The organism is Actinoplanes ianthinogenes, assembly GCF_018324205.1.
GTDB classification, from domain to species: Bacteria; Actinomycetota; Actinomycetes; order Mycobacteriales; family Micromonosporaceae; genus Actinoplanes; species Actinoplanes ianthinogenes.
In genome coordinates, this window is record NZ_AP023356.1 from 181,039 (window position 1) to 193,884 (window position 12,846).

A 12,846-nucleotide genomic window follows, 5' to 3' on the forward strand; every position below is an offset into this window, starting at 1 on the left:
GCGGTGGGACGCGAAGTGAGCTACGACGACGCCGTCAAGCTGCTCGGCGGCGACCGTGACAAGTGGGTCAAGCTCCTGGACACCCTGCTCGGCGTGGGGATGCTGGCGGTGGTCGGCCCGTTCCGGGACATGCTCGGCTGGTTCGACGCCAAGGCGGAGCTGAGCAAGGTCACCGAGCGGCTGGTGACCGGCCTCATCGAGCGCCGCTCCAAACTGTCCCGCTGGGAGCGGACCGAGCGGCTGCAGGCCGCCCACGCGGTGCTGGCCGTCACCGCCTACTTCGAGGCGCTCGCCGAGACGAAGCTGCCGCTGAGCCACCGGGAGTTGGCGTTGACGGCGGCCGAGCAACGGTCGCTGGCGGCCGGCGGTGGCGGCGCCGCCGGGCCGTTCGCCGGCTGGTCCGCGCCGGTGCCGGGCGCCGCCGAGCCGCACGAGGTGTTCCGCGAGGAGCTGACCGATCACTTCCTGCAGACCGGTCAGCGGGTCGGCAGCTTCCTCCAGGGACTCGCCGTCTGGGAGCGGCTCTCCCCACGCGAGCAGACCCTGGTCTTCGAGGCGTTGGCGGCGCTGCCGAGCCGGGCCGCGGACCGGTATGACAGCCTGCTCGGCCGGCTGGCCGCCGAATTTCCGGAGGTGGCGTTCTGGGCGGGGATGCGGGAGCACAACGCCACCCGCGCCCAGCTGCGGGAGGCGACCACCGCGCTCGCCGGCCTGCGCGCTGTGCTGGACCGGCTCGCCGAGGGCAGCGCGCCGGACGAGCGCCGCGCCGCGCTGTCCCGCGCCTACGCGAAAGTGCTCGACCGGCCGTCCGACGACGTACCGACCGGCCTGCGGATGCCGCCGCTGGCCGAGGCGTTCCTGCCGCAGCTGTACCGGGTTTGTCTCGTCGCCGGGAGCACGCCGCTGAGCAGCGAGAACTGGTGGAGTCTGCAGAGGGTCCGGAACGACCTGCTGCCCTTCCTGACCGGACATCTCACCTCTGCCGAGGCGGTCAGTGCGCCGCTGCTGGTCCTCGGCCACCCGGGATCGGGCAAGTCGGTGCTCAGCAAGCTGCTGGCCGGGCAGCTGCCGGCCAGCACGTTCATGCCGGTGCTGGTGCCGCTGCGAGCCGTGTCGGCCTCGGCCGACCTGCAGGATCAGATCGAGCAGGCGATCCGCAACGACACCGGCGAACGGCTGGAGTGGCCGGCGCTGAGCCGCTCGTCCGGTCACGCACTGCCGGTGATCATCCTGGACGGCTTCGACGAACTGCTGCAGGCCACCGGTGTCAGCCAGACCGACTACCTGAGCCGGGTCGCCGCGTTCCAGCGCCGCGAGATGGACCAGGACCGGCCCGTCGCCGTCATCGTCACCAGCCGCACGAGCGTCGCGGATCGGGCGCAGCCGAGCGAGGGCACGGTGGTGGTCCGCTTGGAGCCCTTCGACGACCACCGCATCGCGGCCTGGCTCGCGGTGTGGAACCGGACCAACTCGGGTCGTTTCGCTGCCGGACCGGAAGCACCGCTCGACCTGGCGACCGTGCTGCGGTATCGGCATCTCGCCGAGCAGCCGCTGTTGCTGCTGATGCTGGCCCTCTACGACGCCGAGGGGAACGCCCTGCGCGACGCCGGCACGCTGCGGCAGGACGAGCTGTATGAGCGGCTGCTGGCCCGCTTCGCCCGCCGCGAGGTGGACAAGCTGGGCGCCGGGCTGCCGGAGCGCGAGCGTGCGCAGCTGGTCGAGGCGCACCTCTATCGGCTGAGCGTGGTGGCCTTCGCGATGTTCAACCGCGGGGCGCAATGGGTGAACGGTGAAGACCTGGCGAAGGACCTGGAGGCCCTGCCCGCTCCGGCGATGCCCGGCCCGGTACCGGAGCCGCGCAGCTTGCGGGCCCGGCAGAGTGCCGTGGAGCAGGCGCTCGACTCGTTCTACTTCGTCCATCGTGCCGGCGCCGAGCGGGACGGGGTGCAGCTCGGCACCTACGAGTTCCTGCACGCCACCTTCGGCGAGTTCCTGGTCGCCCGGCTGCTGCACACCATCATCGACGAGATGGTCGCCGCGCGACGGGCCGTCACCTTCCTCACCGGCGGCAAACCGACTGACGACGACCTGCTGCACGCCCTGCTCTGCTGGGCGCCCCTGGCCGACCGGCGGCAGATCGTCTTCTTCCTGCACAGCATGGTCCTGGTCAAGCCCGCCGCGTACCGGGCCGAGTGGGCCGCCCTGCTGGTCGAGCTGTTTCGGGCGGCGCCGCTGCCGCGGGAGCCACGCGGCTTCGGCGGCTATCGGCCACGCCGGTCGACGGTCCCGTCGCAGATTGCCGCCTACACGGCGAATCTGCTGCTCCTGGCGCTGTGTGGGGAGGATCTGACAGCCGGCCACCTGTTCGAGGCGGTCGACACCGCGGCGATCCGGCAATGGCAGGACATGGCCCTGTTCTGGCACTCGCAGGGCGCCGCCAGCGGCTGGGCGGGCCTGCCCGACCTGGTGGCGGTGGACCGCGTGGGCCGCGCCGGCGAGCGCGACGTCGCGCTCGCCTTGGACGGTCCGCTCTTGGAGGTTCCCCCGGTGGACCTGGCATGGGTGCTCGGCGCTGACGAGCCGGATCCGGGCACGGAACTGACCTACGGGGACGTGTTCCACGAGATCGCCCGGGAGGCCCACTTCACCTGCGACGAGATCAACGACGTCCAGCAGCATGCCCTGGAGCCGTTGCTGGATCGGTTCGGCAAGGCGAGTGGCGTCATCTACTCAGCCGCCGAGCGCGGTCAGCCGACGAGCATGGCGAGGGACGTCCTGGTGCTGGTCGGTCTGCCGTCCGAACCGGTGCCGGCCCGGGTGCGGCGATATCGGCACCTGGTCGCCGAGGCGGTCTATTTCGACTTCGCCCATGTCCGCCTGCTCTTGCATCACATCGAGCGCGACCAGGAGCTGTCCGCCCTCGACGTCCAGGAGATATTTCAAGACTGCATATTCAAAGCCGCATATCGCGAGGAGTTTCTCAGTTGTCTCCTCGCGCATCTCGACCCGGCCGGAGGCGTGCGGCTGGCGGCGATGCTGGTCGAGCTCCTGGAGGGCCACGCCCCGACGGACTGGGTCGCGGTGGAGCTGGACGCCGCGATCCGGCTCGCCGAGCTGGGCATGGTCCATCCGCGCCTCGACGCCAGGCAGGCGCGAGTCCTGCTGGAAAGACACGCGACCCGGCGGCCGGACTTCAATCGGCGGATCCGGGCGATCGTCGCTCCGGCGGTGTGACCTAGGAAGCGTGATCGAAGCGATCGCGTGGAAGTACCGCACCGGGTCACCGTGGCGCGACCTGCCCGACGAACTGGGATCGTGGAAAGGGCCTACTCCCGGTTCCGGCGCTGGACCCTCGACGGCACCTGGCAGGACGTGCTGACCGCGGTACAGACCGACTCACGGCGCGGTGACGCAGACCGCGACCACCTACGACCGCGGCGCAGGGCTGCGGAGGGACAGGGCTCAGGGCGTACCCAAAGAAGATGTCGGCGGGGATGTCGAGAAGCGGAGGCGGGCTCCGTCCTGGGGGTGAAGGCGGCGACAATGGGTCGCGGCGCAACCGAGAGGAACGATCACCGTGGCTAAGTATCTGCTGCTCAAGCACTACCGCGGCGCTCCGAGCGCGGTCAACGACGTGCCGATGGAGAAGTGGACTCCGGAGGAGATCTCGGCGCACATCAAGTACATGAACGACTTCGCGGCTCGGCTGGAGACGACCGGTGAGTACGTCGACGGGCAGGCGCTGGCGCCCGAGGGGACCTGGGTGCGGTTCGACGGGGAGGGCCGGCCGCCGGTGACCGACGGGCCGTTCGCGGAGACCAAGGATCTGATCGCCGGGTGGATGGTGATCGACGTGGAGAGTTACGAGCGGGCGGTCGAGCTGGCCGGGGAGCTGTCGGCGGCGCCCGGCGCCGGCGGTGAGCCGATCCACGAGTGGCTGGAGCTGCGCCCGTTCCTGACCGGCATGCCGAACGTCGACGAGGAGTGCCACTGAATGATCGCTGCGGATGAGCTTCGGAGTCTCATCCCGGCCGTCCTCGGGATCCTCGTCCGCCGCGGAGCAGACTTCGCGGCGGCCGAGGACGCCGTGCAGGACGCCCTGATCGAGGCGCTGCGTGTGTGGCCCGCCGACCCGCCCCGCGACCCGAAGGGGTGGCTGGTCACCGCGGCGTGGCGCAAGTTCCTGGACGCGACCAGGTCGGACACCGCCCGGCGCCGGCGGGAGGACCAGGTCGAGGACGAGCCGGCGCCCGGGCCGGTGTCCGGGCTGGACGACACGCTTCGCCTGTACTTCCTGTGCGCGCACCCGTCGCTGACCCCGGCGTCCGCGGTGGCGCTCACGCTGCGGGCGGTCGGCGGGCTGACCACCCGGCAGATCGCCGAGGCCTACCTGGTGCCGGAGGCGACGATGGCGCAGCGGATCAGCCGGGCCAAGCGGACCGTGGCCGGTGTCCGGTTCGACCAGCCCGGCGACGTCGGCACCGTGCTGCGCGTGCTGTACCTGGTGTTCAACGAGGGGTACTCCGGGGACGTCGACCTGGCGGCCGAGGCGATCCGGCTCACCCGGCAGCTGGCGACCGGTATCGATCATCCCGAGGTGGCCGGGTTGCTGGCGCTGATGATGCTGCACCATGCTCGGCGGGACGCGCGGATCACGGCGGACGGGAGTCTGGTGCCGCTCGCCGAGCAGGATCGGAGCCGCTGGGACACCGGGTTGATCGCGGCGGGGATCGAGATTCTTCAGGCGGCGCTGGCCCGGGACCGGCTGGGCGAGTTCCAGGCGCAGGCGGCGATCGCGGCGTTGCACGCGGACGCGCAGACGGTCGCGGAGACCGACTGGGTGCAGATCGTCGAGTGGTACGACGAGCTGGCCAAACTGACCGACAGCCCGGTGGTGCGGCTGAACCGCGCGGTGGCGGTCGGCGAGGCGGACGGCGCGCGGGCCGGGCTAGCTGCCCTCGCGGAGCTGGACGAGTCGCTGCCCCGGTACACGGCGGTGGCGGCATATCTGCACGAGCGGGACGGTGATCTGGTGACGGCGGCGCGGTGGTATGCGGAGGCGGCACGCAAAGCTTCCACCATCGCCGAGCGGGATCACCTGACGCGCCAGGCGGCCCGGCTCCATGCGCGCCTGCGTCGCTGACCGTTATCACCTGCCGGAAGCACCCGGTGCCCGGGCTCACCGAGTTCCGATGATCACCCGCCCGGGGCTGGTCCGCCCGTCCACCGACGCCCACAACCGCAGACACCCGAGCACCATCCCCGGCGGACCGATCATCGCCGCGTCGTCCCTGGTCATCCCGGAGGCGAGGTCAGCGAACCGCCCACTGAGCTCGGTCACCCGGGCCCCGGGCACCGCCGCGGCCGCCCGGAACACCTCGTCCCGCACCCGAGTGGTCAGCCCCGCCCACCAGGTGCCGGGCGCCGCCGGCGGCCGATGCACCACCGAGCAGAGCGCCTCGTCCACGTCCAGCAGCGCGAACAGCCGCTCCCGCGGATCCGCCGCCCGGCCGTACCGCTGCATCCGCTCCAGCAGCTCAGCCCGATAACCTTCCACCGTCGCCGGCTGGTCGAACCGCCCCGCCGCCATCCCGTCCCGGGTAGGCAGCAGATCCACCAGCTCCCCGTCCCGCTCCGCCACCGCGAGCACCTGAGCGGCCAGGACCACCAACGGATGCTCCTGTCCGAACGCCGAGACCAGGTCCGCGGGCAGCGGCGCCGACGGGTCCAGGCGCAGCCCGGGGCGGCCGGTGCTCGGGTCGTACGGAAAAAGGATCTCCCGCTCCCCCAGACTCCGCACGTCGTCCCACAACCCGTCCCCCAGCAGCGAGGCCAGGTCCCGGCGCAGCAGAGCGGCCGCCGGATGCTCCGGCCCGGCGTCCTCGATCGCCCGGTCGAGCCCGAGCAGATACCCCCGCACCACCGCCCGGTACGCCGGATCCTCCAGCAGTTCCCGCAGCTGCTGATACATCACTGCTCGCCGTTGTACGGATCGGAGCTCTCGTCCTTCTCCGCACCCGGATCCATCGGCGTGGAGTACACCGCACCCTTGTGCTCGTCCATCTCGGCCAGGCTCCGGGCCCGCAGATAGTCCGGTTTCCCGGCCTGCACCCGCAGCACCCCGGCGTCGTCGAGCGTCGCGTACCAGTCTCCCGCGTGGTTGCGGGCCGGCAGCGTGCCCAGCGCCTCGACCCGGTCCCCGTCGCGCAGGAAGAACGTCCAGCCGTCCCGGCCCGGTGCCGGCAGCGGCTCCGGGCTCACCACCCCGGCGCGGAACTCACCGGTCAGCGACTGCTCGGCGGCGAACTCCTCGGTCAGCTCGACCGGTTGCAGGGTGTCGTCGCGGCGGAAGACCGGCAGCTGCACCAGGTCGTCGCCGGCGCCGTTGCGCAGCATGATCCGCCCGGCGACCTCCGCGATGACCGGCGTCTTCCCGCGGGTGGACAGCATCGAGGCGAGCCGGCCCGCCGGCGCCAGCAGTTCCAGGCCACCGACGGCCGGGACCAGATAGGTCGGGGTCGGATCGGCCTCGGCCGGGCGTTCCTCGCCCCGGTCCCGCCACAGGTGCAGGGTCAGCTCGAGGGTCTGATCGATCTCCAGGTTGGTCTGGATGCCGGCCAGCCACTCCACCCGGGACGGGTCGATGTTGAGGTTGAGGGCGTCCAGGGCCTCCTGCGCCGGCCGGTACTTCTGTTTGCGGACCGTGTCGGACAGGTCGTAGGCGCCCCACTGCTTGCCGGCCGTGTCGCCGTCGATCACCCGGTTGATCAGCACGGTCCGGCTCAGCGGGCCCAGGTAGGTTCGTCGGCTGACGGTGCCGTCCGGGCGGACCTGGTCGAACGGATCGTTGGCGTGCAGCACCGGGTACGGCTGGCTGTGCCGGGTGACGCTGAACGACGCCGGCAGTGTCTGGAAGATGTTCTGCACGTCGACGGTGATCTCGGTGGCGCCCCGGGTGACGATGGTCAGCGCGTCCCGGTTGTGCGCGGCGAGCCGCCGCATCCGCTCCACCCAGGCGGCCCCGATCGAGGTGGCGCTCTTGGCGCTGCGCAGGTCGACGACGAGCGCCGCCGGATTCCACTCGATCACCGCCTCGTCGGCGGCCGCGGCCGCGAACTCCTCCGCGATCACCTGCTCGACCAGCGGCATCCGGCTGGCCCGGCCGGTCAGGATCAGCCGGTCGAGCGGCTGCGGGTTGCCCTGGAAACGGCTGTGCACCAGGCCGATCGCGAGTTTGGCGACCTGCCGCAGCGCGGGGCGGGCGATCTGCTCGAACAGCTCCGGCCGCAGCACCAGCGGCACGGGCAGGCTCGCGAGCAGCCGGTCGGCGGCCTCCGGGTCGGTGCCGGTGGCCTTCGCCATCGAGCGCAGCACCGGCGCCAGCCGCTCCGCGGTCAGCTCGAACGGCCGGCCGCCGCCCAGTTCGCCGGTCTTGGCCTGCTCGGCGAGCCGCCACAGCAGGTGAAAGGTGGCCCGGCTCTCCCGCCGGTCCTTCCAGTGGGTCGGCGCGGCCAGCTCTGCGGCCCTGCGGTGCGGCAGGTCCAGCCGGGAGTTCTGCGCCCAGCCGGCGCCGCCCCGCAGGTGGTGCAGCTCCTCCTCGATCAGCGCGCCGGGCCGGTACCGGTCGTCGGTCCAGAGCGCGTTGTTCCGGTTCTCGAACTTGTCGATGCGCCGCACCGCGTCGTCCAGCCAGCTGCGGCCGTCCGGCAGCGGTCCGGCCTGGAGCAGCGCGTCGGCGAGCACCGCCTTGATCCAGTGGTAGACGCCGAGCGTCAGGTAGTCGCCGCCGCGGTGCTCGCGCCCGTTGGTGCCGCGCAGCGTCGGCACCACCTTGTAGACCTTGCCCTGCAGGTGCTCGGGCACCCGCAGACCGACCGGCGAGACGTCGTAGAGGTCGAAGGTGAACAGCGCGATGTCGGTGGTTCCGCCGCCGATGTCGATGACCAGGACGTTTTCGGTACGCGCGGCCGGGTTCCCGGTCGGCCGCATCCGCGCCCGCAGCGCCTCCACCCCCACCTCCAGGTGGCTGCCCAGCTCCCGCATCAGGAAGAAGAACGCCACCGCCACCGCCTCGTCGTAGGTGATGGTGACCTCGGTGATCCCGGCCGCCTCGCTGACCAGGTCGCGCAGCTTGCGCCGGACCGCGCCCGGCGCCGCGGTGGGGTAGGTGACGACCACCTTGTTGATCGGCCGGTGGTCCATCCCCTCGGTCTGCCCGGCGTACTTGTTCGCCTGGTCGACGAGCTGCGCGATGGCCCGGGCGATCACCTCGTCGGTCCGGATCCCGCGTTCCTCCAGCGCCTGCGCCTCGGACCGGCCGAGATGCCGTTTCAGTCCGGTGAGCACCAGTGACTCGTCGCCGGCGGCGGTCACCGTCAGCGGCCGGCCGAGCCGGACGCTCAGCACGCCGTCGGTCCGGCTCACCTCGACGGTGCTGTCGATGATCGGCTCGCCGCCCGGGCCGAGCGGCACCTCGTGCAGCTGCGACCGGTCCGGGGCCGGTGCCCGGAACACCTCGCCGTACGCCGTCTGGATCCGGTCGGCCAGCCACTCGCCCAGCGGCGGCGGCAGGGCCGGCTGGCTGGTGTCCAGGGTGAGCAGCACCTGGTGCAGCAGCGGTGTCTCGTCGCCGCGTTCGCGTTCCAGCGCCCAGATCAGCTGGTCGACGGTGCGTGCCCCGGTGTCCGGCAGGCAGCGCGCCGCGACGTCGCCGCGCAGCCGGTCCCAGGCGGCGCTCACCCGGTCCCGGGGGTCCGGCCGGGACCGCAGCAGCGCCACGACCTCGTCGCGCAGCACCGCGGCCTGCGACGCGGGCAGCACCGTGATCGGGAACAGCCACTGGTCCCAGAGCGTGACCGTGGACGCGGTGGTGCCGAAGTCGACGGCGAGCACCCCGTGGTGGAATCGGGGCTCCTCGTCCGTCGGCGGCTCCGGCACGACCGAGGCGCGCAGCACGAAACCGATCGACGCGGCGACGTGGTGGGCGGCCCACTTGCCGTCCGGCATCCGCTCGTGGAAGAACGCGGTCACCCGGACCGTGGCCGCCGCCGCCCCGCCCCACTCGACGGTTTCGCCGGGCAGCACGATCCGGCCGGGCAGTTCCCGCGAGCCGACACCCCAGCCCTTGGCGAGCCGGTCGGCGAGGGCCTGGTCGACGTCACCGGCCGCGGCTTCGACGCCGAGCAGCCAGACCGGGCCGTCGACCGGTTCGACCGTCAGGTCGGGCAGGGTCACCCGGCCGCCGACGACGGTCACCGGCAGGTCTGAAACGTCGGTGGCGGCGGGCCGGCCGTCGCCGCCGATTCCGATGCGCACCGGCATTATGCGAACCCCTTGTCCTCGCCCAGCTGCGGGTCGTCCCGCAGCCGGTCGTCCTCGGTGGTGGTGCGATGCCCGGCCGGGCCGAACACGTCGGTCAGGAAGGCGTCGAGCTCCTGCCCGATCGGCAACCGGTCGGTCAGCTCGTTGAGCTCCCGGTGCATCACCGCGGTGCGCCGGCGCAGCCGGGCCGCCATCGCGGTGTGCCCGGCCCGGACCGCGCTGGCGGCCAGTTCCCGCCGCAGCCGCATGACGTAGACCTGGTGCGACTCGATCCGGTCGGCCCGTTCCCGGTGCCACGGCAGCGCCCGGTCGGCCCGCAGCGGGAAGATGTCGGCTGCCGTGGGTGGCGGGCTGGTCCCGGGCGGCACCTCGAGATCGGACAACCATTTGATCTGTACGGCCCGGCGCAGGTCCTCGAGGACGTCCGGGTGCCTGGCCAGCGCCGCCTCGCGATGCTCGCCCAGCCCGTCGCGCAGCCGGTCGATCCCGTCGCCGAGCTCGTCGCGCCGCTGGACGAGCCAGTGCAGGATCATGCGGTCGGCGACGTCGGCGCCGGTCTGCCGGGCCAGCGTCACCGCGTCGGTGAACGGCTGGAGGAAGTCCCTGGTGAGGGTGGCGACCGGGCGCTGGCCGGGCCGGACCGTCCGGTCGGTGACCGAGCTGAACAGCCGCTCCCACTCGCGCCAGCCGAAGACCGCGGCGGTGACCGCCCGCTGGATCTCGGCGGCCCCGGTCCGCCCGGACGCGAGCGTGAACGACGGTGCGAAGACGTCGACCGCGCAGCGCCGTGCCGAGGTGGCCGCCGCCGCCTTGGCCGCGGTGACCAAGTCGCGGAACGCGTACATCGGGGAGGCCGCCGACTCGGCCCGGCGGTCGAGCTCCTCCTCCAGTTGCTGCCTCGCCGCGCCGGCCAGCTCGCGCAGCTCCGCCAGGTGCGGGTGGATCCGGCTGCGTTTCTGCGCCAGCCCGTGCTGCTCGGCGTGCCGCGTCACCAGCCGCCGCAGCCGGCCGAGCCCGCCGTCCTGCGCGTAGTCCCGCAGCGGCCCGGCGATCCCCTGTCCACCCGGGACCCGTCCGGCGATCTGTCCCCACGCGGCCGCCGCCTGCCGCAGCGTCGCCCGCCACTCCCCCGGGTCCCGGTGCGCCGGTGGCCGGATCGGCGGTGGCCGGTCCGCGTCGCCGAGCGCCCAGGCGGTCGCCACCGACACGATCGCCGTACCGTCACCGTCCTCCGAGGTGGCCCGTTCCGCCTCCCGCCAGAGTGCCTTCAACCCGGTCAGGTGCGGATGGCCGACGATGTCCGCGCTGCTCAGCGGCGCCCGGTCGGTGGCCAGCTCGGGCGCCGACTCCTCCAGCCGGTCGAACCGGCTGATCAGCGCGAGGACCGCGTCGCGCCGCTTGGCCGGGCCGCCCTGCTGCCCGTCCTCGTGGTCGAGCTGGGCGAAGTCCATCCGGATCCGGCCCGGGTCGCTGGCGTCCGGCCGTTCCGGATCGATCAGCAGCATGATCGTGTTGAGCCGGGGCAGCGTGTGCCGGAGCAGGAACCGGTCGCGCATCTCGGACGGCGACGCGCCGCGCCCCGGGAAGTCGAGCAGCACCACGTCGTCGTCGACCCGGTGCCGTTCGAAGGGCCAGTACCGGGCCGGCACCCGCACGGTCACCGACACCCGGTCGACCAGGGACGCGGTCGAGCGCAGGAACTCCGCGTCCACCTGGTCGACCTGGACCGGCCGGGCCGGGGGCAGCTCCCAGCCCGGCACGTGCCCGGGTGGGCGGGCCACGATCGGCAGCAGGCCTTCGCGTACGGTCGCCCAGTCCAGCCGCAGCGGCGCACCGGTCACCAGCCACGGATAGGACACCGCCGCGTCCCGCAGCCCGATCAGTTCCCGGACCGGCACCCGCAGGTCCTCGACGTCCCAGGCGACCCGCCGGCACCAGTCGCTGATCTGCTCCCAGTCGTCGCCGCCCGGCTCGGCCAGCCCGTACTTGCGGGCGTCCGCGGCGAGCGTGCGCAGCATCGCGTCCCGGCAGGCGGCCAGGGCCGGCCCGTCGAAGTAGCGCACCGCCACCGGGTCCTGCACCCGGGTCGGCCCGTCGCCCGGGTCCACCACCGGGTGCAGCGCGGTGATGTTGCCGGTGGTCGCGTTCGCGGTGGCGGGCAGCAGGCCGGGATCGCCGAGCAGCGCGCCCAGCAACACCGATTTCCCGGTGGTGAACTGCCCGACGAACGCGACGGTGACCGGCTCGGCCGCGGCCGCGAGCACCCGCTGCCGGGCCTTCTCGATCCGGTCGGCGAGGTCCGGGTCGAGCAGGACACGTTCCGCGAGCACCGCGTCGGCCGTTTCCACGGCTTCGGCACGCATGGCCTTGATGGCCTGGCTGTCGGTCATGAATGCACTAATACCGAAGGAAATACCCGAGCGATTTGAAAGTCGCCCGAAAGATTCTCGGGAAAACAATCACCGAAAAACGCCGGGCCCCGGTGAATCCTCCGAAGGTGCACAAATCAAAGACCATTTTCCGTACGCCGAAAGGCGCGTCCCGGATGGACGTGATCAGAACACGGTCGCCCAGTCGTCGCGCATGCTGACGATCGTCCAGCCCTGCCGCCCCGCCTCGGTCAGCGCCAGCTCGGCACCGGCGACGTAGTCGAACTCCCGCTCGGCGTCGTCGTGCTTGAGCAGGAGACGCAGGCTGGGCCGGTCCGGGTGCTGGGCGAAGCCGAGCATGGCGATGTCGCCGTTGGAGTTGCCCGCGGCGAGCAGCGGGCGGCGTCCGGTGCGGCTCCAGATCCGGACCGGCTTCTCCGGGCCGTCGTCGAGGTAATCGGCTTCGGCACGGCGCACGATCGTCCCGCCCCGCTCGTCGGGCCGGTACTCGATGGCGACCGTGCTGCCGATCACCCGCTCGCGCGGGATGCCGTACACCTCCTGGCTGATCGGACGCACGAAGTCACGGCCGCCCCCGGAGACGATGTAGCTGGTGAATCCGTTGCCGGCGAGGTGGTCGAGCAGCTCGATCATCGGCGCGTAGGCACACCGCAGGTACTCGCGGTCGAGCGTCGGATGCCTGGTCTTGCGCAGGAAACGCTCGGACTGCTCCTCGAAATCCTCGACGGTGATCCCGTCGTAGGCCGCGAGGATGCCGGCGGCGAGCAACCGGACGTTGCGGTCGTTGCCGGCGTAGTGCTCGGCCAGCACGGCGGCGAGCCAGGCGTGGTCCTGCTCGTACGCGGCCTGCCACGGCTGGCGGTCACGCAGCGCCGGGTCGGTCTCGGCCATCCGGGTCAGCCGCCGCAGGATGAAGTCCAGCTGGATCGGGATCGGTTTCTCGCACCACAGGGTCCCGTCGTTGTCGAAGACCGCCACCCGCTCCTCGACCGGCACCTCGGCCGCCACGCTCCGGACGAAGTCCAGGACGGCTCGTCTCGCGTCCCCGTCCCGCCAACTCGCCAGCGCTCTCGTCACTCCCCGACGATCAGGCCGGCGGGCGGTCGGCGCCTCACCCGGGCGGGGTGAGGCGGGC

7 protein-coding genes are annotated in these 12,846 nt (G+C 72.4%); 3 read left to right on the forward strand and 4 right to left on the reverse strand.

Translation table 11 applies throughout. The features are described 5' to 3' along the window. Window positions 1-3: 3 nt before the first annotated feature. The 3 genes from Aiant_RS00850 to Aiant_RS00865 all read left to right on the forward strand — a co-directional run bounded on the left by Aiant_RS00850 (window position 4) and on the right by Aiant_RS00865 (window position 5,143). Complete coding sequence (locus Aiant_RS00850; protein ID WP_189334085.1) at window positions 4-3,234, forward strand: NACHT domain-containing protein; 3,231 nt, start codon at window positions 4-6, stop codon at window positions 3,232-3,234. 343 nt (window positions 3,235-3,577) lie between these two features. Next, on the forward strand, window positions 3,578-3,994 hold the full coding sequence (locus Aiant_RS00860) for a YciI family protein (protein WP_189334084.1): 417 nt from the start codon (window positions 3,578-3,580) through the stop codon (window positions 3,992-3,994). Beyond that, window positions 3,995-5,143, forward strand: coding sequence for an RNA polymerase sigma factor (locus tag Aiant_RS00865; RefSeq protein ID WP_189334083.1), 1,149 nt, complete (start codon window positions 3,995-3,997; stop codon window positions 5,141-5,143). Window positions 5,144-5,179: 36 nt separating this feature from the next. On the opposite strand, the gene Aiant_RS00870 is transcribed toward Aiant_RS00865, so the two are convergent. The 4 genes from Aiant_RS00870 to Aiant_RS00885 form a co-directional block, all read right to left on the reverse strand. Beyond that, a complete protein-coding gene (locus Aiant_RS00870) occupies window positions 5,180-5,971 on the reverse strand; it encodes a hypothetical protein (RefSeq protein WP_189334082.1) in 792 nt (263 codons plus the stop codon). Then, complete coding sequence (locus Aiant_RS00875) at window positions 5,971-9,315, reverse strand: virulence factor SrfB (protein ID WP_189334081.1); 3,345 nt, start codon at window positions 9,313-9,315, stop codon at window positions 5,971-5,973. The genes Aiant_RS00870 and Aiant_RS00875 overlap by 1 nt, the downstream gene beginning before the upstream one ends. A gap of 5 nt (window positions 9,316-9,320) precedes the next feature. After that, window positions 9,321-11,711 (reverse strand): P-loop NTPase family protein, encoded by a 2,391-nt coding sequence (locus tag Aiant_RS00880; protein WP_189334080.1) that lies wholly within the window; start codon window positions 11,709-11,711, stop codon window positions 9,321-9,323. Between the two features lie 165 nt (window positions 11,712-11,876). Next, window positions 11,877-12,788 (reverse strand): HAD family hydrolase, encoded by a 912-nt coding sequence (locus Aiant_RS00885; RefSeq protein WP_189334079.1) that lies wholly within the window; start codon window positions 12,786-12,788, stop codon window positions 11,877-11,879. Window positions 12,789-12,846 lie beyond the last annotated feature (58 nt).